The 24,942-nt window shown below is 34.0% G+C and carries 18 protein-coding genes; 15 read left to right on the top strand and 3 right to left on the bottom strand.

Features of this window, described 5'->3' with window-relative positions; translation table 11 throughout:
* The first annotated feature begins 30 nt into the window (after positions 1 to 30).
* From ACNQGO_RS07590 to ACNQGO_RS07555, 8 genes are all read left to right on the top strand, one after another.
* Positions 31 to 702 carry a TetR/AcrR family transcriptional regulator gene (locus tag ACNQGO_RS07590; protein ID WP_417984879.1) on the top strand — a complete coding sequence of 224 codons (672 nt, stop codon included), beginning with the start codon at positions 31 to 33 and terminating at the stop codon, positions 700 to 702.
* Positions 703 to 708: 6 nt separating this feature from the next.
* The gene (locus ACNQGO_RS07585) at positions 709 to 2,376 is read left to right on the top strand and encodes a peptidase domain-containing ABC transporter (RefSeq protein ID WP_417984878.1); all 1,668 of its coding nucleotides are present in this window, start codon (positions 709 to 711) and stop codon (positions 2,374 to 2,376) included.
* Between the two features lie 2 nt (positions 2,377 to 2,378).
* The gene (locus ACNQGO_RS07580) at positions 2,379 to 3,725 is read left to right on the top strand and encodes an HlyD family secretion protein (protein WP_417984877.1); all 1,347 of its coding nucleotides are present in this window, start codon (positions 2,379 to 2,381) and stop codon (positions 3,723 to 3,725) included.
* Positions 3,725 to 5,113: a TolC family protein gene (locus tag ACNQGO_RS07575; RefSeq protein ID WP_417984876.1), complete on the top strand. Its 1,389-nt coding sequence runs from the start codon at positions 3,725 to 3,727 to the stop codon at positions 5,111 to 5,113. The genes ACNQGO_RS07580 and ACNQGO_RS07575 overlap by 1 nt, the downstream gene beginning before the upstream one ends.
* A gap of 43 nt (positions 5,114 to 5,156) precedes the next feature.
* Entirely contained in the window at positions 5,157 to 5,975 is an 819-nt protein-coding gene (gene map, locus ACNQGO_RS07570; RefSeq protein WP_417984875.1) for a type I methionyl aminopeptidase, read from the top strand.
* A gap of 86 nt (positions 5,976 to 6,061) precedes the next feature.
* A complete protein-coding gene (locus tag ACNQGO_RS07565; protein ID WP_417984874.1) occupies positions 6,062 to 6,481 on the top strand; it encodes a GxxExxY protein in 420 nt (139 codons plus the stop codon).
* 47 nt (positions 6,482 to 6,528) lie between these two features.
* A complete protein-coding gene (locus tag ACNQGO_RS07560; RefSeq protein WP_417984873.1) occupies positions 6,529 to 7,293 on the top strand; it encodes a class I SAM-dependent methyltransferase in 765 nt (254 codons plus the stop codon).
* A 110-nt stretch (positions 7,294 to 7,403) separates the two neighbouring features.
* Complete coding sequence (locus ACNQGO_RS07555) at positions 7,404 to 10,310, top strand: DEAD/DEAH box helicase (protein ID WP_417984872.1); 2,907 nt, start codon at positions 7,404 to 7,406, stop codon at positions 10,308 to 10,310.
* 53 nt (positions 10,311 to 10,363) lie between these two features.
* Here ACNQGO_RS07555 and ACNQGO_RS07550 read toward each other — a convergent pair whose 3' ends face one another.
* A complete protein-coding gene (locus ACNQGO_RS07550; RefSeq protein ID WP_417984871.1) occupies positions 10,364 to 13,174 on the bottom strand; it encodes a M16 family metallopeptidase in 2,811 nt (936 codons plus the stop codon).
* 167 nt (positions 13,175 to 13,341) lie between these two features.
* Here ACNQGO_RS07550 and ACNQGO_RS07545 point away from each other — a divergent pair, with 167 nt between their 5' ends.
* The 3 genes from ACNQGO_RS07545 (at position 13,342) to pruA (ending at position 16,989) form a co-directional block, all read left to right on the top strand.
* Positions 13,342 to 14,607: a type IX secretion system plug protein gene (locus ACNQGO_RS07545; RefSeq protein WP_417984870.1), complete on the top strand. Its 1,266-nt coding sequence runs from the start codon at positions 13,342 to 13,344 to the stop codon at positions 14,605 to 14,607.
* Between the two features lie 81 nt (positions 14,608 to 14,688).
* Positions 14,689 to 15,075 carry a Co2+/Mg2+ efflux protein ApaG gene (apaG, locus tag ACNQGO_RS07540; protein ID WP_417969892.1) on the top strand — a complete coding sequence of 129 codons (387 nt, stop codon included), beginning with the start codon at positions 14,689 to 14,691 and terminating at the stop codon, positions 15,073 to 15,075.
* Between the two features lie 285 nt (positions 15,076 to 15,360).
* Positions 15,361 to 16,989, top strand: a complete 1,629-nt coding sequence (pruA, locus tag ACNQGO_RS07535) for an L-glutamate gamma-semialdehyde dehydrogenase (protein WP_417984869.1) — start codon at positions 15,361 to 15,363, stop codon at positions 16,987 to 16,989.
* Positions 16,990 to 17,118: 129 nt separating this feature from the next.
* On the opposite strand, the gene ACNQGO_RS07530 is transcribed toward pruA, so the two are convergent.
* Complete coding sequence (locus tag ACNQGO_RS07530) at positions 17,119 to 19,521, bottom strand: TonB-dependent receptor domain-containing protein (protein WP_417984868.1); 2,403 nt, start codon at positions 19,519 to 19,521, stop codon at positions 17,119 to 17,121.
* A gap of 251 nt (positions 19,522 to 19,772) precedes the next feature.
* On the opposite strand from ACNQGO_RS07530, the gene ACNQGO_RS07525 reads away from it, so the two are divergent.
* Positions 19,773 to 20,786 (top strand): sensor histidine kinase, encoded by a 1,014-nt coding sequence (locus ACNQGO_RS07525; protein WP_417969886.1) that lies wholly within the window; start codon positions 19,773 to 19,775, stop codon positions 20,784 to 20,786.
* Between the two features lie 8 nt (positions 20,787 to 20,794).
* Positions 20,795 to 21,493 (top strand): LytR/AlgR family response regulator transcription factor, encoded by a 699-nt coding sequence (locus ACNQGO_RS07520; RefSeq protein WP_417947912.1) that lies wholly within the window; start codon positions 20,795 to 20,797, stop codon positions 21,491 to 21,493.
* A gap of 119 nt (positions 21,494 to 21,612) precedes the next feature.
* Here the strand turns inward: ACNQGO_RS07520 and rsmG are convergent, their stop codons facing one another.
* Positions 21,613 to 22,242, bottom strand: a complete 630-nt coding sequence (gene rsmG, locus ACNQGO_RS07515) for a 16S rRNA (guanine(527)-N(7))-methyltransferase RsmG (RefSeq protein WP_417947913.1) — start codon at positions 22,240 to 22,242, stop codon at positions 21,613 to 21,615.
* Positions 22,243 to 22,347: 105 nt separating this feature from the next.
* Here rsmG and ACNQGO_RS07510 point away from each other — a divergent pair, with 105 nt between their 5' ends.
* Together ACNQGO_RS07510 and ACNQGO_RS07505 are read left to right on the top strand one after the other, a co-directional pair.
* Positions 22,348 to 23,445, top strand: a complete 1,098-nt coding sequence (locus ACNQGO_RS07510) for a fatty acid desaturase family protein (protein WP_417969884.1) — start codon at positions 22,348 to 22,350, stop codon at positions 23,443 to 23,445.
* Between the two features lie 86 nt (positions 23,446 to 23,531).
* Entirely contained in the window at positions 23,532 to 24,719 is a 1,188-nt protein-coding gene (locus tag ACNQGO_RS07505; protein WP_417969882.1) for a pyridoxal phosphate-dependent aminotransferase, read from the top strand.
* Positions 24,720 to 24,942 lie beyond the last annotated feature (223 nt).

Here is a 24,942-nt window from a genome sequence, read left to right as displayed (position 1 = left end):
TAAATTCAAATTTGAGATTAAACAAACATTATGGACGCTATTTTACCAAATATTAGTATTACTATTAACGAAAAGTTGTACGTTAAAAATCCCGAAACCTCCACTTTAGGTAAAAAAATAATAGAAAACAGTATCTTACTTATTGATGAAATTGGCTTTGAGAATTTTACCTTCAAGAAATTAGGGGAAAGCATTGGGTCTAATGAAAGCTCTATTTACCGATATTTTGAAAGTAAGCATAAGTTGCTTTTGTACTTGTCCTCGTGGTATTGGGGATGGATGGAATATAAATTAGTTTTTGCTACCAACAACATAGCTAATCCTCTTGAAAAACTAAAAAAAGCAATCGCTATTGTTACCGAAAAAATAGAAGACGATTCTAACACTGCGCATATTAATGAAGCGATATTAAACAAGATCATCATCGCCGAATTCACCAAAACCCTTTTAACTAAAGAAGTTGATGAGGAAAACAAAATAGGTTTATTTTTAGTGTATAAAAAAGTCATTAATCGTATTATCGCAATGATTGAGGCGGTAAATCCAGAGTACCAATTTGCTAAAAGTTTAGCCTCTTCAATTGTAGAAGGAGCCTTGCATCAACATTTTTTGAAAGATCATTTAAAAACAATAACAAATTGTAACGAAACTATTTCACCTACTCATTTTTATATCGATTTAGTGAAAATAATTACCAAATAAAAAAATATGAAAAACACACCTTTAGAACGATTTTATAATTTACTGGCATTAGACCGGAAAGATGTATATCAAATATTTTTCTATGCTATTTTTGCTGGATTAATAAGCTTGTCATTGCCGCTTGGTATTCAAGCCATTATAAATTTTATTCAATCTGGGCGCGTGAGTGCTTCCTGGATTGTGTTGATCGTTTTGGTCGTTTTTGGCGTAGCACTAGTTGGGATTTTGTCGCTAATGCAACTTCGAATTACAGAAAACTTACAACAAAAAATATTCGTACGCTCCTCTTTTGAATTTGCGGCCCGTTTGCCAAAGATAAAAAACGAAGAGCTTTACGACACCTATCCTCCCGAGTTAGCCAATCGTTTTTTTGACACTATAAACATTCAAAAAGGAACTTCGAAGTTATTAATTGACTTCTCAGCAGCTTTGTTGCAAATTATTTTCGGCCTTATTTTGCTTTCTTTATACCATCCTTACTTTATTGTTTTTGGATTCTTACTGTTCTTACTGTTGTTTTTTATTTTTAAGTTTTCATATAAATCTGGTCTAGAAACTAGTTTAAAAGAATCAAAATTTAAGTATAAAGTTGCAGGCTGGTTACAAGAAATGGCACGTAATAATTACAGTTTCAAAAATGACTTGAATTACAATTATGGCTTGCAAAAAAACAACAATCTTGTAGGCGACTATTTAATCTATCGAGAAAAGCATTTTAAAATTATTCAACGACAATTCAGTCAATTAATCATTTTTAAAATCATTATTACAGCAAGTTTACTCTCCATAGGTGGATTTCTTGTACTGTCACAACAAATGAATATCGGACAGTTTGTAGCAGCAGAGATCATTATCTTATTGGTGATAAATTCTGTCGAAAAAATAATTCTCGGTTTAGAGACGTTTTATGATGTGCTTACTTCAATTGAAAAAATAGGGCAAATTACTGATTTAGAGCTAGAAGATGAGATTGACTCTAAAAGTGAGACGTGCTACAACAAAATTACATTGGAAACAGAGGACCTAAGTTTCAAATTCTCTGATTCCTCTAAGGAAATACTCCATGGTTTAACCTTGAAAATAGAACAAGGAGAAAGAATTGCAATTTACGGTGCCAATGGATCTGGAAAAACAACCCTCATTCGCATTTTATCTGGATTGTTGCATCCTACCTCTGGGTCTTTGTACATCAATGATGATACGTTTAGAAAAATAAATTTGAAGCAGTACCACTCGCAAATAGGCAGTATCATTCATGGGGAAACACCTTTTGAAGGTACCTTATTAGAAAACATCACTTTCAATGACCCATCAGTAAGCAGCGAAGATCTTCGATGGGCAATTGATGGCGTAAAACTCAGCTCGTTCATCAAATCATTACCAAAAGGACTTGATACTCGCATTTTTCCCGAAGGAAAACAATTATCCTCGTCTAATGCTCAAAAAGTGCTATTAGCTCGCAGTATCATTCATAAACCTAAAATTCTTTTTTATGAAGATCCTACTGACGTAATGGATGAAGATATTGCAAAAGAAATTATCGATTTTATCACCTCTGATAAACACAAATGGACCATTATTGTGTCGTCAAAAAATCCATATTGGAAAACCAAATGCACCCGAAACATTATCATGGACAATGGCATTATTGCTCATGATTTTAAAAATAATTAGTTATGCTAAACATATCCAATAATAAAATAAAATTACCGTCGCTTGCTCGATTTTCAACTGTAAAAAATTTGGAAAACAGACCGCATTACAAAATCTTAAATAAAATAATCGCTGGAGTTTCCATTGTTGGGATAGTAGCCCTTTTCCTGCCTTGGACGCAAAATATTTCAGGAAGTGGCTCCGTAACGACTTTAAAACCAGATCAAAGACCACAATCTATTCAAAGTGTCATTTCTGGGAGACTAGAAAAATGGTATGTTCAAGAAGGTGACTTTGTTAAAAAAGGAGATACCATCTTGTTTATATCCGAGATAAAAGAGGAATATATGGATCCAAACTTAGTACAAAACACAAAGAATCAGATGGATGCCAAAAAACAATCGCAGCAATCCTATGGTTCAAAAGTAACTACGTTAACAGGACAAATTCAAGCTATAGAAAACGAAAAAGTTTTAAAACTAGAGCAAGCTCAAAACAAGATCAAACAGTCAGTACTAAAAATAAAAAGTGACAGTATTGATTTAGTGGCCGTAAAAACACAATTAAAAATAGCCAATACGCAATTCAATCGATCTGTAGCCTTAAATAAAGAAGGATTGAAACCATTGACTGATATTGAAGAAAAAAGACTCAAATTACAGGAAGTTGAGGCAAAAACTATCACTCAAGAAAACAAATATTTAACGAGCAAAAATGAGTTAATTAATGCAAAAGTCGAAATAAATAGAATTGGCGCAGAGTATGCAGAAAAAGCTTCAAAAGCCAATAGTGATAAGTTTACTGCACTAAGTAGTCAATTTGATACCGATGCGCAAGTTAACAAACTAGCCAATCAATACGCAAATTATAGCATTCGAAACGGCATGTATTATATCAAAGCATCACAAAATGGCTATGTCAATAGAGCTTTACAATCTGGTATAGGAGAAACAATTAAGGAAGGAACACCTATAGCTACGATTATGCCATCAGAGTATGATATTGCTGTAGAAACTTTTGTAAATCCTATTGATTTACCATTGTTAAGCAAAGGCGAAAAAGTCCGCGTTTGGTTTGATGGTTGGCCGACAATCGTATTTTCTGGATGGCCAGATATGTCCTATGGCACTTTTGGTGGAGAAATTGTAGCCATCGAAAATTTCATCAGTGAAAACGGAAAATACCGAGTATTGATTGCACCTGATAAAAATGAAGATAAATGGCCAAAACAACTGAGTATTGGCTCTGGCGCACAAACGATTGCCTTGTTGAACAACGTTCCTGTTTGGTTTGAATTATGGAGAACTTTGAACGGCTTTCCGCCAAATTATTACACGCCAATGACAAAAACTACTAAAGAGAAAAAATAATGAAACACCTATTTTTAGTTTTTTTATTCTGTGGTTTTGCAGTAACGGCACAAAACAGTTCTTCTAAAGAATTTACATACACAGAATTTCTAGGATATGTAAAAAAATACCATCCATTAGTAAAAAATGCCAATTTAGAAATCAATAAAGCACAAGCTAACTTGATGATGGCTCGCGGTAGTTTTGATCCAAAAATTGAAGTCGATTTTAGTAAGAAACAATTCAAAGACACTGAATATTATTCTATCCTAAACAGTAGTTTTAAAATCCCAACTTGGTACGGAATAGAAATTAAGGCTGGATTTGACAACAACGAAGGCGTGTACCTCAATCCCGAAAATACGGTTCCAAACCAAGGCCTTACCTCACTTGGAGTTACAGTTCCGCTGGGACAAGGATTGTTCATCAACCATCGTATGGCCGATGTACGCAAAGCGAAAATGCAAATGCAATTGAGCCAAGCAGAACGAAAACTTCAAGCAATTGCCGTTTTGTATGATGCTTCGATAGCCTATTTTAATTGGAAAAAAAACTACAGCGAAGTGGCGTTATACCAAGAATACAATTCGAATGCACAAATTAGATTTAAAGGAATTCAATCCTTGATTACACAAGGAGATAAACCAGCTATTGACAGCGTTGAGGCAGGAATTATTGTAAAAAACAGAACTTTAAGTTTAGAAGATTCTATGCTTAAATTGGCTAAAGCCAAATTAGAGCTCGCTAATTTTCTTTGGCTAGACAATAACATTCCACTAGAGTTATCAGATGACTTAGTTCCAGAAATACTGCTGGAATTCACCATTCAAGAAACTTTACGAACCAATGATTTATTAAATACGGATTTTACCATAACCAATCATCCAAAAATTAATGCGTTGCAAAGCAAAATCGATATGCTAAACGTAGATAAAAAATTAAAAGCAAATATGCTGTTGCCAAAAATTGATATTGGCTACTCCTATTTAGCAGAACCTAGCTATATTGACAACTACAAATTTCAAGATTATAAAATAGGCTTGGATTTTTATTTTCCATTATTTCTTCGAAAAGAACGCGGAAGCCTGAAATTAGCAAAGTATAAAGTACAGGAATCCGAATTTATCTTGGATCTTGAAAAAGTACAACTAACCAACAAAATCAACGCACAGAAGATAGAAATAACATCGTTACTAAAACAAAAAGAGCTCATTAAAGGCTTGATGCAAGACAATCGCACCATGTTGACTTCTGAAGAACGTTTGTTTAGTTTTGGCGAAAGCTCACTGTTTTTAATAAATACTCGAGAGAATAATTTAGTCAGTGCGCAACTTGCAGGGATTGCTCTTGAAAACCGATTTTATATCTCAAATTCGGAGCTTTTTAAAATAATGGCCAATCCGGAATAAATAATTATAAAATTGTATTTTTGCGAACTGAAAATTCGAAAATATGATTATTGTAAAATCACGTGAAGAAATAGAGTTGATGCGCGAAAGTGCGTTGATCGTATCCAAAACTTTAGGAATGATTGCTTCTGAAATAAAAGAAGGAGTCACTACCCTATACCTTGACAAACTAGCCGAAGCATTTATTCGTGATCATGGCGCAGTGCCCAGTTTCTTGGGATTATACGGCTTTCCAAATTCGCTTTGCATGAGTCCAAACTCGCAAGTGGTGCATGGAATTCCTAACAACAAACCCTTAGAAAGTGGTGATGTAATCTCTGTAGATTGTGGCGCTTTCAAAAACGGATACCATGGTGATCATGCGTATTCTTTCGAGATAGGCGAAGTAGCTCCCGAAACAAAAAAACTATTACAAGTTACCAAAGAATCCTTGTACGCGGGAATTCGTGAACTCCGTCTAGGCAATCGTGTGGAAGATGTGGGTAATGCTATTCAAAAATATACCGAAGCCCACGGTTATGGTGTAGTACGTGAACTTGTAGGTCATGGCTTAGGCCAAAAAATGCACGAAGATCCTGAAATGCCAAATTACGGTAAAAAAGGAAGAGGAAAACTTTTTGTAGAAGGTATGGTGGTTGCCATAGAACCGATGATCAATATGGTAACTAGAAACATCAAACAGCACAAAGACGGTTGGACTATTACAACAGCTGATGGCAAACCATCTGCTCACTTTGAACACGATGTAGCCATTATCGATGGAAAACCAGAAATTTTATCCACTTTTGCTTACGTGTATCAAGCACTAGGAATTGTGAGTAATGAAGAAGATGAGTTTAGAAAAGTACCGTTTGTAATCTAAGTTATTACACAAAGATTCACTGAGAATACCCAGAGGTTCGCAAAGGTTTTAAGTAAAGTTTTATAGCATTTTTAGCCTCAAAGAAAATGGAAAATAAAGATAATGAGTTAAGTGATGATTTAAATGCACTTTCTTATAAAGTAATTGGATTAGCAATTGAAGTACATCGACAATTGGGTCCAGGTCTTTTAGAATCTGCTTACCAAACATGTCTTTTCTATGAACTGCAAAATGCCGGCCTTAAAGTTGAAAAAGAAGTAACACTTCCAATAAAATATAAAGAAATTAAACTTGACCAAGGATATAGAATTGATTTACTTGTTGAGGACAAATTAGTTATCGAACTAAAAACAGTAGAAAGTTATACTGCCGTGCATTTCGCTCAAATATTAACGTATTTAAAACTTGGCAATTATCCTCTAGGATTATTAATGAATTACAATAGTACAATTTTAAAAAACAACATAAAAAGATTTATAAATACGCCTTTAGATTCCAAAAAATAAATTTAGCGAATCTCTGAGCCTTCTTTGTGAATCTCTGCGAAACAAATATGAAAAAACTTTTTAAATTAATACTCAATACCATTCCGCGTCCGCTTTTAATTCGTTTAAGTTATGTCGCGCGACCTATCATTGCTTTTTCATTAAAAGGTGATAAATTTACTGATCCTATTGACGGCAAAAGTTTCAAATCGATGTTGCCGTATGGATATGAAACACAGCGCAACAATGTCCTTTCGCCAAGTACACTTTCTTTAGAGAGACATCGTTTATTGTGGCTATACCTCAACGAACAGACTGATTTTTTTACAGCACCCAAAAAAGTCTTGCATTTTGCTCCAGAACAAGCTTTTTATAAATTATTCCGCAAGCAAAAAAACTTAGATTACACCACTACTGATTTGTTTTCGCCACTTGCGGATGTAAAAGCAGATATTTGTAATTTGCCTTTTGAAGACAATCAATACGATGTGATTTTGTGCAACCACGTTTTGGAACACATTCCAGATGATACCAAAGCCATGCAGGAATTGTACCGCGTATTAAAACCTGGCGGAATGGCAATTTTACAAATTCCGCAAGACTTAAAAAGAGCGACAACATTTGCAGATGATAGCATTACCGACCAAAAAGAACGCGCTAAAATATTTGGACAATACGACCACGTGCGTATTTACGGTCGCGATTATTTCGACAAATTAAGAAGTATCGGGTTTACTGTAGTCGAAGAGGATTACACTAACAAAATCGCTCCTGAATTAGTAGAAAAATACTGTTTGGCCAAAGGTGAAATCATACCAGTTTGTTTTAAATAATTATTGTAAAATATATTCCAACACAGATTCCACAAATTAGCACAAATTTATCTGTGTTAATTTGTGGAATTCGTATTTAAAAAACCTAACAATCAAATATCTTATTGCTTTTGGAACCCAAAAATAATTTCCAGTTTTGCTTTGACCTTACTTTTGAAGCGAAACTCAATTGCTATATTCCTAATTCGTATGTGGTTGGACATTCGGATACCATCACTTATTTAGAAAAAAAAGCAAGTCCAGAAGTCCTTCAAAGCATGGGGATAACGGCTGGGAATTTAGATAGCACTACACAAAAAATACTTTCGCTTTGCGAGGTACTCCAACCTGAGACCTTATTCAAAAAATACCGAACCAAAAGCAAATCGGCCAAAAAAATTGAAGACATCCTAAAAGACGATAAAATAAAATTGGGCATTGAGCAATTTATAAAAATAAGCTTAGCACAATTTTACAACCTCATCGAAGAGCATGATTTTGCACTTTCGCTAAACTTAGGCAAAGAAAAAGATTTTCGCATTAGCCGCATCGGGACTCAAAATCCAGCTTTGGAAACCGAACTGCATTTTGACAAACACGAAAACGGAATTTCCTACACCTTATTTTTAAAGGACGAAGACACTACTTTTTATCCTTCAACTACCGCAATCACATTACTATTAGATGAACCAGGATGGTTGATCGCACATCATAAACTGTATACTATAAAGAACATCAACTCGAAAAAAATTACGCCTTTTTTGACCAAAAAAGTAGTAGAAATTCCCTCGAAATTAGTCCCAGACTATTTTGAAAAATTCATTAAAGACATTGCCAAAAAAGTAGACATAAGCGCCACGGGTTTTGAAGTTATTACTCAAACTGCTGTTCGTTCCTGCAACCTACAATTTGTGCATGATTTTTTTAAAAACACCTACTTTATCAGTCTTTTATTTGATTATGACGGATACGTTTTTGATTCCACTAAAACCAAAAACACGCATTCGGAAATTGATTTAAAAGACTTAGGAAATATAAAACTAATACAATACAAGCGTAGTCAAGCTGAAGATATATTTAATGAATCGTTACAAGCGCTTGGGCTAAGCAAACAAGAAAACCATCTTTTTGGGCTTATACAAAAACCAGAACAAAAGGACGCTTATGCTAGTATTCAATGGATATTAGCCCATCAAAAAAAATTAGAATCATTGGGTTTTTCATTAGAAAATCTAAAAATCGACGGAAAGAAAATTGATAACAGCGAAGTAACCATTGCATTTTCAAACAGCATTCAAAACGATTGGTTTGATATTAAAATGACTGTGATTTCTGATGATTTTGAATTCAATTTCAGTGATTTGATTCCGAATATAAAAAGCCAAAATCGCTTGTTTCTCTTACCCAACGGGAATTATTTTTTGATTCCGATTGAATGGATGAGGCGCTATGCCGCCATGGCTAAACTGGCTAAAATTAACAACGGAACTATGGCAGTTCTCAAAAGTAATTTTGCTGTTTTTGAAGATATCCCGCAATTAAAACAAACCTTGCATGTAAAAGAAACTGTTCAATACCAACCTTCGGCTTTGGTTAAAGCTACGTTGCGACCCTACCAAATAGAGGGTGTACAATGGCTTCTAGAACATTACAACAACGGTTTAGGTGCTTGCTTGGCCGATGACATGGGATTAGGAAAAACATTGCAAACCTTATCTACTCTGGTCGCAGTACAAGAAAAATTAGATTTTGAAAAAGCAGAAAATATCCAACTCGATTTGTTTGGAAACGAAATTCCTGTTGCCAAAGAATACCTAAAAGCCTTGGTTGTACTTCCCTCCTCTTTGGTGTTCAACTGGTATAACGAAGCTAGAAAGTTTACGCCTCATTTTAGGAGAGTTCAATATGTGGGACAAGATCGAAAGCTAATTTCTAAAAAATTAGAAAAATACGATTTGATCTTCACGAGTTATGCGGTGTTAGCAAGAGATCTCTCCATTTTAGAAAAGTACCAATTTCGTTTTTTGATTTTGGACGAAAGTCAATACATCAAAAATAAAAATTCGAAAATTTTTAAGGCTATAAATCAAATAAAAACGACTCATAAAATCTCGTTGAGCGGTACTCCTATCGAAAACTCATTAGACGATTTGTGGTCTCAAATGCAATTTATCAATCCGAATATTTTGGGGAGTTACGCTTTTTTTGCCGAGCATTACAAAATTCCCATTGAGAAAAAACAAGACGAAACTAGTCTGCTGGAGCTAAAAAACCTAGTCAGTCCGTTTATTTTACGTCGGACCAAAGAACAAGTTTTAAAAGACTTACCGGAACTTTCGGAACAAGTTTTCTATTGTGATATGGAACCCGAACAAGAGAAATTATACGAAGAAGAAAAGTCAAAAGCGAGAAATGCACTCTTAAAAACCGATGGTTCTGGCATTGACAAAATCAATATTATCAATACGTTGATGCGTTTGAGACAATTGAGCAATCACCCTAAAATGATTGATAAAAAATCAGAACTTGATTCAGGAAAATATATTGCGGTGACGCGTTATTTGGAAACCTTGGTGCAATCCAATCAAAAAACGATTGTGTTCAGTTCGTTTGTGTCTAACTTGGAATTTTATAAAAAATGGAGCATCGAAAACAAAATTGATTTTTGCGAACTCACTGGCGCAACCCCACAAAATGAACGCGCATATCAAGTGCAAAAATTTCAAGAACAAGAGCGCTCAAAATTGTTTTTCATTTCCTTAAAAGCGGGTGGCGTAGGACTCAATATTACCAAAGCTTCTTATGTTTTGTTTTTGGATCCTTGGTGGAATCCCTTTGCTGAAAAGCAAGGAATTGGCCGCGCGCATCGTATTGGACAGTTGAACAAAGTGAATGTCGTACGATTCATTACCAAGAATACGGTGGAGGAAAAAATCATTCGATTACAAGAAAACAAAAAACTACTTTCGGATGCACTGCTGGATGAAAACCACATCAGCCCGGAAATTGAAGAAAATTTAGATTTTATTTTAGCATAAAAAAACCTGCTACTTCAATGAAATAGCAGGTTTTAGTTTTGAGACTAAAAAAATTATTTTTTCTCTGGCATCAACATTCCAATAACTTTATCTTTAGTAAGGTATTGTTTTGCAATGTTCTGAAGATCCTTCGCAGTAACTGCATTAACCATTTCCTCAAATTTCAATACGTCTTCTGGACTGTTTCCATTAGTGTAAGACCTAGTTAAATTAGACAGCCAATATCTGTTTTCTTTGCTATCTTTTCTAAAATCAGCCAATTCACCTTCCTTGAATTTAGCTACATCTTTTTCATCTGGACCGTTATCAATGATGTTTTGTAATTCTTTCAACGCAGAAGCAGTTAATTTCTCTGCATTGTCCGGTCCGCAAGGGAAACCAATGTTAAAACTGTACGATCCGTTTGGAATTTTATTCATAATGCCTCGCGCAGAAACACCATAAACACCACTTTCATTTTCGCGCAATTGCTCAATTAACTTGATGGTCAAAACCTCGCCTAATGCTTGCATGCTCATCGCATCTTTAGCTGAATATTTAGCATCACCATAGAACATAATGGTCACATTACTTTTAGGATCTGCTCCTTTATTAACCACTTTTTTCAAGTCGCCTTTTAACATGCGGTATCCTAAATCTACCGTTTTCTCTTTTTTATCTGTTGTAGGCAACGACGCTAAATATTTAGCAGCATAGGCCTCAATTGTAGCATCATCTACATTTCCTACGAAGAAAAATTCAAAATCTGCTGCATTTGCAAAACGCTCTTTGTATTTCTCATACGCTAGTTTATAATCTGTATCTGCCCAAGATTTATCAGTTGGCATCACTCCGTTGAATCTTGGATTCTCCTTGTTCAAGTAGGTATAAAACTCCTGTTGAAAATAGTTTTGTGGTGTAGAAGCCATATTCTTAAAAAAACTAGATTGCTTTTGTTTAAAAGCTTCAAAAGCATCGGGATCTAAATTCAAATCCGTAAAATAAGCGTATGTCATCTGAAAAAGATACTCTAAATCCTTTGGTGTTGTAGATCCACGTAAACCTTCTGTAGTGCCACCAATGTAAGGATTCACTCTTGCGATTTTACCCGTCATAAATTTATTGATGTCATTCAATTTTAATCCTGAGAATCCGGCTTCTGCCAAAGCTCCGTTTGCAAACTGAACTTTCTTCATCTCCTCATTCGAATACAAATTAGATCCACCAAGACTTACTGCTTCAAAAAGAACTTCATCGTTTTTAAAATCTGTATTCTTGTACGTCACTTTCACACCATTTGATAAAACAAGTGTTTTAGTCCCAATTTTTGGATTGCTTTCACGACTCACAATGCTACCTGATTTTACTTCATTACGGAGTAAACTAGTGGCAACAGCAACGTCTTCATAGGGTTTTAGTTCATCTGAATTCACTTTTAAAGCATCAAGTACTTCTTGTTCAGTGACTTTTTTCAAACCTGCTTTTTCTGGCCCTGTCAAAATAATAACGCGGTTATCCTCTTTTACATATTCTTTAATTAAACCGTTTACATCTGCTACTGTAATCAAAGGAATGATTTGTTTTAAAGTTTCATACGTCCATTCGATTCCTGGAACCGGTTCCTTCTCTAAGAAATTAGCCTGAAACTCTCCAACAAAATTAATAGAGTTCGTTTTATTTCTGTCGTTATAGCTTTTTTCAGTTGAAGCTAAAAATTCTGATTTTGCACGGTTTAATTCACCTTCTGTAAATCCAAATTTCTTTGCTCTTTCATTTTCAGTTACCAAAACTTTCAACGCCGCAAGCTGCTTATCCTCTTGTGACATCGCCACAGATTGATATCCTTTTTTGGTTCTTGCAAAAGTCCCACCATAATAGGAATAACCATAAGTAAAAGGAGGAGTTGCTGAATTGGTTAACTCATCTAATCGTGAATTTAATAAGGTTGCAAATAATCCTTCAACAAGAGAATTTTTAAAATCTCCCACAGTGGTCATTTGTTTTGGAGCGCCGTAATCTTTATAAAGCAACTGTACTTCCGCACTTGAAGCTTCCTTGTCACTCTCTACCGCTACAAAAGTTTCCTTGTGATTAGGAACATCATACATTTTTCTCGGTTTTTCCTTAGCAGGATTTTTATAAGTAGCAAAATGAGAAATAATTTTCTTCTCCATTTCTACAACATCAATATCTCCTACCACAATAACACTCATTAGATTTGGTCGGTACCAATCTTTGTAAAAATTAACTAACGATTGGTGCTTGAATTTTTCTAGCACTTCTTTTTGACCTATTGGCAAACGCTCTGCATAATGAGAATCATGCATCATTTTAGAAAGATAACGACCCATCATTCTTTTTCCAGCTCCTAAACCTAGTCTGTATTCCTCTAGAACTACGCCTCTTTCTTTATCAATTTCTTCTGGTGTCAAAACAGTATTGAATGCCCAGTCTTCAATAATTTGAAATCCTTTTTCTAATTTTTCAGGATCATCAGATGGAATTGGTAAAAAATAAACCGTTTCGTCAAAACTAGTATACGCATTTAAATGCTGACCAAATTTAACACCAATACTTTGTAAATAGTCAACCAATTGGTTTTTTGGAAAACGTTTGGTTCCATTAAAGCACATGTGCTCCATAAAATGCGCCAATCCTTGTTGGTCATCGGTTTCTAAAATAGAACCTGCGTTTACTACCAACCTAAGATCTACTTTCTTTTCTGGTTTGGCATTTTTCTTGATGTAATAGGTTAAGCCATTTTCAAGCTTGCCTGTTTTTACAGTTGAATCAAAAGGAATTGCTTTTGAATAATCCATTTGCTGTGCAAAAACAGCTAAAGGAAATAGCATTGCACCCAATACTACTTTGTTGATTTGTTTCATAGAATTTGTTTATTTGAATCAAAAATAATACGATTACTCTTAACATTTAAAAATATTATATTTAAATTAACAGAAATTACACACAAATGATATTTCCCTTAGACAATAGATAATCGCATAAAAACGAACAGTATTCGTTATATTTACAACTTCTTAAGTGCTGCAAAATGACAAACCCTTTTCTTAAAATAGTTTTCTTTTTTCTTTGTGGATTCACAATCAATTCTACCCTTGCTCAATCCGAAAAAGAAATCACCGCGCCTTACAACATCAAAACCATTTCTTTCTTGCAAAGTGACCGAAATGTGATTCCAATTTTCAAACTTGGAGAGGGTTTTCAACTCCAGTTTGATGATCTTTTTGGTAATGAAGCCAATTATTATTATGAAATAATTCATTGTGATTACAATTGGGTTGCTACCCAAATTCCAAAAAACGAATATTTGCAAGGATTTGACAATCAAAGAATTCAAGATTACATAAATTCATTCAACACCTTACAAATCTACTCGCACTATAAAGTATCGATTCCCAACCAGTTTACACAGCAATTGCGCATCAGCGGGAATTACATCCTTAAAGTTTTAGATGAAAATAAAGACGTAGTTTTTTCTAGAAAGTTCATTTTATATGAAGATCTAGCGACTGTACCAATGCAAGTCAAGCGCGCGCGGACAGTAAATAGTATCGAAATGAAACACAATATAGAGTTTAGTATAAAATCTAATCAAATTACTTTCCAAAATCCAATGAAAAATGTTCGCGTGGTGCTGCTACAAAATGGACAATTTAATACTGCCATCAAAAATATAGTCCCACAATACACGATTGGGAATGATCTCATGTATAAATACGATCCTGAAACACAATTTTGGGCAGGGAATGAATTTTTATTTTTTGAAAACAAAGACATTCGCTCTGCAGCAAATAATATAGCAAAAATTGACTCAAACACACCTATTTATGGGTCTCACTTGTATACTAATGCCGCGCGAGCCAACTTTCCTTATTCCTTTACCCAAGATGTAAATGGTGATTTTGTTCCTACTAACATAAATAGTACTAATCCTGAAATCGAAGCAGATTATTTATGGGTTTATTTTACCCTTTCGGCTCCAACTTTTAGACTAAAAAAAGATATTTATATTGGCGGAATGTTTAATAATTACAGCATGACCCCAGAATACAAAATGAATTATAATGTACAAAAAGGCATTTATGAAAAAGCTATTTTGGTCAAACAAGGATTTACAAACTACAAATACACCATAGCAGATGAGAGAGGAGTCATAGACCATGAAAATGCAGTCGACGGAAACTTCTATCAAACTGAAAATGAGTACACTGCATTAGTCTATTACAGGGAAAACATAGACCGTTATGATCGCGTAATAGGGAAAGGAAACGCAAACTCTATAAACATCGTCAACTAAAAAAACTTTTTGAGAATTAACCAAAACAAATTCAATTTTTTGTAAATTTGTCAATAATAATTAAAAATTCATACATTTTATATGGTTTCTCAAATAACAAGAGGCATAAAAATATCAGTATTGACTAGTTTTGAAGGTACCTACTTCAAAAACTATAAGATTCATTTTGCCTTTAGTTATGTAATCACAATCGAAAACCACAGTAAAGATTCCGTGCAACTGATTACCCGACACTGGGAAATTTTTGATTCCTTAAACGAAATCGAAATAGTCGATGGCGAAGGAGTAATTGGTAAAAAACCAGTATTAAAACCAGGCGAGCAACACACGTACAGCTCTGGCTGCCTGCTATCATCTCCGTACGGTGCAATGAAAGGATACTTCAATATGGTCAATTTTACTTCTACAAGAAACTTCAAAGTAATCGTTCCCACTTTTAGATTGTGTGCTCCATTTGCGTTGAACTAATTTTATCAATAGGAGCTAATCCTGCTATTCATTTCAAGTTTTTTCTTACTCCTTTATTTTTTTCTAAACAAATAAGGAGCTTCTAGGGTCGCTCTTATTTGTCAAGAAAAAATATAATGAGACCGCAAAAAGCTTTCCATTTCTATCAGGGCTATCACACGAATATTCCTTTTCATCCGTTTTAGTTTAGTTCTAAAAATATCATTTCTTTGAAGAAACCTTTGTACTTTTGTATTTTAGTTACAAAACACAACGCCCATTTTCTAATTTTATAATTTTACAAATATGTTAAAAGGATTTTTTCATGTACCAAAAGCAGTCAACGAGCCCGTAAAAAGCTACGCACTGAACTCTCCAGAAAGAGCAGCTGTCGATGCAGCCTACGCAGCAATGTGGAATTCTAAAATTGACGTTCCGCTATATATTGGAAACGAAGAAGTTAGAACTGGAGATACCAAAACAATGTCAGCACCACACGATCACAAACACATCGTGGGTACGTATCACCAAGCCCAGAAATCGCATATTGAAGACGCGATTGCAACTGCACTTCAAGCTAAAACGGCTTGGGCAAATATGGCCTGGGAACAACGCGCTGGAATTTTTCTAAAAGCAGCGGAGCTATTAGCCGGACCATACCGAGCTAAAATCAATGCAGCAACCATGATTGCCCAATCTAAAACTGTTTATCAAGCAGAGATTGATGCTTCTTGTGAATTAATAGACTTCCTGCGTTTCAACGTACAGTATATGACACAAATCTACAACGAGCAACCAAAGTCTACCTCAGACATGTGGAACCGTGTAGAATATAGACCTCTTGAAGGATTTGTATACGCTATTACTCCTTTCAACTTTACAGCTATTGCAGGAAACTTGCCTACTAGCGCTGCCTTAATGGGGAATGTAGTGGTTTGGAAACCTGCTGCAACGCAAGTGTATTCTGCTAACTTATTGATGCAAATATTTAAGGAAGCAGGATTGCCTAATGGAGTGATCAACATGGTTATGGGAGATTCTGGAATGATTACCGAAACCTTATTGGCTAGTCCAGATTTTGCAGGAGTACACTTCACAGGATCTACAGGCGTTTTTAATGATATTTGGGCAAAAATTGGAACCAACATCAGCAAATACAAAACCTATCCAAGAATTGTTGGAGAAACAGGTGGTAAAGATTTTATTATCGCACATCCATCTGCTAATTCAAAACAAGTCAGTACAGGAATTGCCCGTGGTGCTTTTGAGTATCAAGGTCAAAAATGTAGCGCCGCCTCTCGAGTTTACATCCCACAAAGTTTATGGCCAGCTGTAAAAGCAGAACTAGAAGCTGATTTAAAATCAATGAATATGGGATCTCCGGAGGATATGAGCAACTTTATTACTGCTGTAATCTCTGAAGGTTCTTTTGATAAATTAGCGAAAGCTATTGACCAAGCCAAGAAAGACGCCGATGCGGAAGTAATTATGGGTGGAAATTATGATAAATCAAAAGGGTACTTTATTGAACCAACAGTTATCTTGACCACAAACCCAAAATATACGACTATGGAAACCGAATTATTTGGACCCGTAGTTACTATTTATGTATACGAAGATGCCAAATGGGCGGAGACTTTAGATTTAGTTGACACTACATCAGAATACGCTTTGACAGGTGCGGTTTTTAGCCAAGATCGTTACGCGATTGAAGAAGCAACAGTAAAACTGCAAAATGCTGCTGGTAACTTCTACATCAATGATAAACCAACTGGAGCAATTGTAGGAATGCAACCATTTGGTGGAGCAAGAGGATCAGGAACCAATGATAAAGCAGGATCTATGCAAAACTTATTGCGTTGGACTTCAGCTAGAACCATCAAAGAAACTTTTGTTACGCCGGTTGATTACAGATACCCATTTTTAGGGGAATAGTTTCATAATAGAAAATAAGTAATTTTATAAATATTTAAAAACCCACATGATTACAAAATCGTGTGGGTTTTATTTTTAGAATTTCTCTCAAATTTTGTCATGAATGACAATTTTGCAAGGGTATTAAATTTAATTTCCTGTTCTACTTCTTTCTTCCTGATTCCCTGTTTCTCTCTGTATTCCCCTAATTTTTTTATTCCCAAACTTATAGGAAATAGAAAGTTGAAAAGATTGTCTGTCAAAATAGTATCTGCTTTCTTGATAAATATTATTAACCGTAGAGTTTATATATTGGATTTCGTTTCTGAATATATCATCCCCTTTTAGAGAAATTTTCAAATCTCTATTCAGTAACAGATACTGAATAGCTACAGAAAAAGAACTCATCGATTTATTATTATAAACACCATCAATACCAGGAAAACTATACCAAAAACTTAAATTAAAAAGTAGCGTTTTATTTGAATTTAATATAAAATCATTATTTGTCGACACTCTTGAATTAAAACCTTTTTGTTCCTTCACAGTAGTAGCTAAACTTGACTTAGAAATAGCATAATTCACATCAATTGAATTATTACTTGTCCACCATTTAAATTGATCAAACACATGATTTTCTGCTATTCCAAAGCGTTGTGTGTTGACATAATTCACAATTGTGGATCGAATAATATTTGTATTGGGATCAGGTATTGCAATTGGGCTAAATAAGTTCTCTTCATTACTAAAGTAGAATTTACTTTCTAATTTTTTATAAGTATAAGTGAACTCGGTATTGTCAATAAACGCAGGTTGTAAGAAAGGATTACCTTCCATAGTTTGAAAAATATTAGTATACCAAATATTAGGATTTAAATCACTAAATCTAGGCCTATCAATTCTTTTACTGTAACCAAACGTAAATGTAGAATTATCGTTAGGCACATAGGACAAATATGCTGTTGGGAAAAATTTGTAATAATTATCTTTGACCAATAAATCTGCACTATGTGTAAAGGATTTGGTTTGAGTAGATTCCATTCTTAATCCTAATTGTGATTCCCAATGATCATTAAATTTTTTATTACCAGAAATATAAACTGCTTGGACGTTTTCAGTATATTCAAATTCATTCTGTAGTAAAGGCATATCTGAAACTGGAACATCCACTAGGCCACTATTGAAAGCTAAAATATCATTATTCGTTTTTGAATTTGACACCTTACCCCCAAAATTAAATGTTCCCCATTTTAGAGGATAATCAACGTCTAATTTACCTGATACATTTGTGATGTCTTGATTATTACTATTTATTCCTCCAAAATACTCACTTGAATATGGGTTTTCAATAACAGAAATACCTTTATATTTTCTAGTATCAAAATTATTAAAATTAAAATAATCAAAATTTAAAATGATTTTTTTTCCAATCGTGTCAATTTTGAATTCATTATAAAGATTTGCTGATTTAATGTTTGGAGAGCGCACAGTTTCTCCATTAGATTTTAAACTTCGAATAATATCACCTCTAGTATAATCATAAACAGTCGTATTCGGACTGTCTGTTCCTGTAGGTTTGTTATTGTTAATTAAAAATTGACTCCCAACAGTCCATCTTGATGAAACTTGATAATCAATACCAAATTTTACATTTATTCTACTGTAATCAACTTTAATTGGTGAATTAGAGTGCCATAAGCCATCTGAAAAACAAGAATAATCATCACGATTAATATACTGGGTTCCTTTCTTATAATTTACTAAAGCAGAAATACTTAATCTGTCCTTATTATAATTAAAATTCCCCATTAATGAATCATCACTATATTTTCTTTGAAGATAGGTAGCACCAATTAAGGCATTCCATGAATCTTTCTTACCCTTTTTTAGTATTATGTTTACTAACCCACTATTGCCTGCGGCTTCATATTTTGCAGGAGGATTTGTAATTACTTCAACACTTTTGATAGCATCAGACGGAATTGATTTTAGATAGTTGGTTAAGTCTTCACCTGAAAGCGTCACTATTTTTTCATCAATCATAACGGCTAAAGTACTTTTGCCAATCATAGAAATAATATCATTTTGAACCCTTATTTCTGGTGTCACTTTAAGTGCCTCAAATGCATCGCCTCCAGCGGCATTTATCGAATTTTCAACATTGAAAACCAATCTATCAACTTTTCTCTCTATCAGTTTCTTTCTCCCTCCAACTATAACAGATTCTAATTGGATTACATCAGCAACTGTTAGATTACCCATATCCAAATCTGAATTAAATTCAATACTTCTTGATATGACAATTTTTTTCGCCTGTTGAACTTGTAATTTATACTTGCCAAATTCTGATTCCAATAAAAAATTTCCTTTTTCGTCTGTAAGTTCACTTTTAATAGCTGAGGAATCCAGAGCTATTAATATAATTTCAGCAAAAGGAACGGGATTATTATCTTTTGTGATAACTCTTCCAGTAATTTTCCCAGTAATTTTAACCTGAGCAGACAATGTTAGACTTAATAGCATAAACAACATCAAAAAACATCTTATTTTCATATTTACTTTTTCTGGCTAAAATAGCACAGTCATATTACCATTATTTTAGTCCACAGTCATAAACACCCTATTAGCATTCAAATAAGAGTAATTGAGGAAATCTTGCATTCGTGTGCTTAAAGAATATCTTTAGAAGCGAAATACTATTATTTATCGCAACCAATGAAACATATTTTTAGATTTTACTACCTTGCTCTCAATTAAAATACTATATGATTTTTTTGAAAAACGTTGATCTAAAAAGAGTCCTAATGCACAGTGCGTATTGGTTCTCTTTCTTATTATTATATATTTCAGGTAAACCTGAAAATACCAGTTATTATGATTTTACTTTTATTTATTTCTGGAAAACTTTAGCTCAAGCTACGGCTGGTTACGGATTAATTTATTGGATTATCCCTGAAACACTTAATAAAAATAAGCACTTACTTTTTTTGTTTTTTACTACAAGCTGGATCTATCTGGTTTATGCCATTTTAATGACTTTCAAATATTATTATCTAGAACCAAAATTTCCTAGTTTCTTTAACGATTGGCTTGGACATAAAATGTCTATACCGGAAAGATTAACCTCCTTTAAATTGATATTCAGAGAATTATCTTTTATTACATACCCCATTATTATCTTAGGATTTATAAGCTTTAACCGCAAGCAACAACGACTTTTAAAACTTGAAGAAGAAAAAAAATCAATGGAATTGAAAGTTTTAAAAAATCAACTGAATCCCCATTTTCTTTTCAATACCTTAAATAATTTATACACTTTAACACTTAAAAAAGATGATAAAGCGCCCGAAGTAATTGCTAAATTATCTGAAATTTTAGATTTCGTACTATATCGTTGCAACGAAGATTTTGTTGCAATTGAAAAAGAAATTGCCTTAATTGAAAATTATATTGACTTAGAAAAATTACGCTACAACGAAAACCGATTAGATGTTTTATTTACCAAAGAGATCCAGGAAAACAATAAAATTTCGCCTTTGATTATATTGACTTTTATAGAAAACGCCTTTAAACATGGTGTAATTAATGAAACTGAAAAAGCAACAATCCGATTAAATTTAGAAAGTAAAAAAGAACTAATCATCTTTACGATTGAAAATACAAAACCTCAAAACGATTTTACAGCAATTTCGGATAAATCAAAAATTGGATTAGAAAATGTTCGAAAACAATTGGATTTATTATACCCTAAAAAGCATCAATTAGAAATTGTTGAAAATCAAAATAGGTTCTTAGTAAAACTAACAATGACTGTTTAAAATTTGATATGAAATACAAATGCATTATCGTTGACGACGAACCTTTGGCGAGAGAGCTGATTGCTTCTCATCTAGCACATTTCGAAAATTTCGAATTAATCGATTCTTTCGAAAACGCTCTAAAAGCATATGCTTTTTTGGAAAGTAATGACGTTGATTTGATTTTTTTAGATATCGAAATGCCTTTATTAAAAGGAAATGATTTTTTGAAAAAGCTAAAAAATCCTCCCAAAGTAATTTTCTCAACCGCCTACAGAGAATATGCGTTAGAAGGTTATGAACTTAATGTCGTTGATTACCTACTTAAGCCCATTACTTTTGACCGTTTTTTTGTTTCAATAGAAAAATTTAAGCAATTACAAACTTGCAAAAAAGAGAACAAAAAAGTTATTGAAAAGCATATTTTTGTTTCAAGTGGAATCAAAAACATCAAAATTGTTTTTGATGAAATTTTATATATTGAAAGTCTAAAAGATTACATAACCATTCATCTTGAAAATAAAATATCTTATCATCTTAAATTCAATATTTCTTCTTTTGAAAAACTATTAAATCAAGATTTTGTTCGCATTCATCGCTCCTTTATTATTAACGTTAAAAAATTAAGAGCTTACACAAAGAATGAAATAGAGATTGCTTCCATTGAAATTCCTATTGGTATTAGCTACAAAGAAAATTGGCAGAATTATTTAAGGCTTCAAAAATAAAAACCCACAAGATTCAAAATAATTGAATCTTGTAGGTTTTTATTTTTTATTATTGTGAGGTACTAAGCAGTCGCATAACAAGAGCAACAAATGTGATTGCTTTGTCCCTCGCAATGACTTTATACAGTAAACTTCAACGGCAAGTGCACCACTTTTTTAGTCTCAAAAAATTCATCTTCGAAAAAATCAGCTAAGTTGTACTCAGTAGCTTTTGGGAAATCTTTTAATTCTTCGGTTAAATCGCCTCCTTTTAGGTAGAGGATTCCGTTTTTCAATTCGTGTTTGTTGTTCTTTTTAATCTTGGTTTTCACCCATGAAACAAAATCTGGCATGTTGGTTACGGCCCGACTCACGATAAAATCGAAATCACCTTTCACATTTTCAGCACGCATTTGTTCCGCTTTTACATTTTTTAATTCTAAACCTTCGGCAACAGCCTGAACCACTTTAATTTTCTTGGCAATAATATCAATCAAATAAAAACGCGTTTCAGGAAAAAGAATTGCCAATGGAATACCAGGAAATCCACCGCCTGTTCCTACATCTAAAACATACGTTCCGGGTTCAAAATTTATAATTTTAGCGATTCCCAACGAATGCAGTATATGTTTGGTATACAAAGCGTCAATATCTTTTCTAGAAATAACATTGATTTTTTCATTCCAATCGTGGTACAAAAAATCTAATTTTTGAAACTGTTCTTTCTGAAGGTCAGTTAAATTAGGAAAATACTTTAGAATCTCGTCCATCTATTAATTTTTTAACAAAAGTAATACTTTACAGTTAAAATATTTATCTCAATTTTGTATATCCAAAAATTTATAATAATTACCTTTGAAACTTATACTTATTATATGAATAACACCGCACCAACATTTGCTAAACAAGATAGCTTAAAATTCTTTAGAACTCTCAACTCTCGGGTTAACAGCTACTTCAAAGAAAACAACATTCAGAAAACAGGAAATTGGAGACTATATCTAAAAACGATTATACTCTTTTCGGTTTTTCTTGCACCTTATTTTTTAATTCTTACACTCGGGATGCCGTTTTGGGCACATTTATTACTAACAATTGTCATGGGAATTGGTATGGCAGGAGTGGGAATGAATGTCATGCACGATGGTAATCACGGGTCGTACTCCAATAAATCATGGGTCAACAAATTCATGGGTGGTACTATTTATGTGCTAGCAGGAAATGTATACAACTGGCAAGTGCAACACAATGTTTTACACCACACCTACACCAACATTCCTGGATATGATGAAGATCTAGATGCTGGACGTGTTATCCGTTTTACTAAAGAAGCAAAATGGTATAACTTTCACCGTTTTCAACAATATTATTCTGTATTCTTATATGGCTTATTGACTTTCAACTGGGCTATTACAACCGATTTCAAACAGATGAGAAGCTACTTGAAAAGAAAACTATCGTACGGCGAAGCCAAAAGCCCAAAAACACTTTGGACTACTTTAATTATTACCAAAATAATTTATGTTTCTATCTGGATTGTTTTACCAATTGTTATTGGAATCACTTGGTGGAAAGTGCTTATTGGCTTTTTTGTGATGCATTATACTGCAGGCTTAATATTAAGTATTGTATTTCAATTGGCTCACGTGGTAGAAGAAACCACTAACCCATCTCCGAATGAATTAGGTGAAATGGATAATACTTGGGCGATACACCAATTATTTACTACAACTAATTTCGCACCAAAAAACGCAATTGTAAACTGGTACACAGGAGGATTAAACCACCAAATCGAGCACCATATTTTCCCAAACATCAGTCACGTACATTATGGTAAAATTGCAAAAATCGTAAAAGAAACGGCTCAAGAATGCAACTTGCCGTATTACGAATACAAAACAATGCGAAGCGCGGTAATTGCTCATTTCAAACATTTGAAAGAATTGGGACAAAACCCAGCAATCAGCGCATAATTTCCGTTGTGCATGGCAATTGTAGAGATGCACTGCAGTGCATCTCTACAGAATCAAATAAATAAACTAACTACAACCAACTTAAAATGAATCCATTATCCGATAGAATAAACAATTTATCTACCTCGCAAACATTGGCTATGGCAGCATTAGCCAGAGAATTAAAAGCGCAAGGGAAAGATATCATTAGTTTAAGCTTAGGGGAACCTGACTTCAATACACCCGATTTTATTAAAGAAGCGGCAAAACGGGCTATTGACAAAAATTACAGCACCTATTCTCCAGTAGAAGGCTACCTAGAATTAAAAGAAGCTATTTGTAGAAAATTCAAAAGAGACAATGATTTAGACTACAAACCGTCTCAAATTGTAGTTTCAACGGGAGCAAAACAATCGCTTTATAACATTGCACAAGTCATGTTAAACGATGGTGACGAAGTTATTTTACCAGCACCGTATTGGGTTTCGTATTTCGAAATCGTGAAACTATCCGGTGGAGTTCCTGTAGAAGTTCCTACATCTGTAGATACTGATTTCAAAATCACACCCGAACAATTAGAAGCGGCAATCACACCAAAAACAAAAATGATGTGGTTCAGTTCTCCTTGTAATCCAAGCGGATCTGTGTACAACAGAGAAGAATTAACTGCATTAGCCAAAGTACTAGAAAAATACCCACACGTATATGTTGTTGCTGACGAAATCTACGAGCACATCAATTTCTCAGGGACTTTTTGCAGCATTGCATCTATCCCAGGAATGTTAGAAAGAACAATCACCGTAAACGGAGTTGCTAAAGCTTTCGCCATGACAGGTTGGAGAATTGGGTATATTGGCGCACCAGAATTCATCGCCAAAGCGTGTACAAAAATTCAAGGTCAAGTAACCTCAGGAGCAAATTCTATCGCACAACGCGCTACCATTACAGCAGTAGATGCTGATCCAAGTGTATTAAAACACATGGTTGATGCTTTCCATAGCCGTAGAGATTTAGTAGTAGGATTATTAAAAGAAATTCCAGGTGTAAAAATTAACGTTCCAGAGGGAGCTTTTTACGTATTCCCAGACATTTCTTCTTTCTTCGGAAAAACATTGAAAGGAACCGAAATCAAAAATGCAATGGATTTATCAATGTATCTTTTGTCCGAAGCTAATGTAGCAACAGTAACAGGTGACGCTTTTGGAAATCCTGACTGTATCCGTTTCTCTTACGCAACCAGCGACGAGATCTTGAAAGAAGCATTAAAAAGAATCAAAGATGCTTTGGCACTATAGTCAAATCTCATAAAATCGAAAGTTAGAAAGTCAAAAATCCAACTTACAATACCATCAAAACCTCAAGATATTCTTGGGGTTTTGTTGTTTTTGGGCGTGACCACAAGGGTCGGGCTCATATCTTTGTATCGGATTCAAATATATGAATTAGTTATTTTTGAAATATTAATTGATAACAAAACAAAGTTGCATAATCGTGGTCGGGCTAGATACATTTTAATGA

Origin of the sequence: Flavobacterium frigidum, from assembly GCF_048286735.1 — a bacterium.
GTDB lineage: Bacteria > Bacteroidota > Bacteroidia > Flavobacteriales > Flavobacteriaceae > Flavobacterium.
The sequence above is the reverse complement of the archived record's forward strand: the minus strand, read 5'-3'. Positions and strand labels throughout refer to the sequence as shown.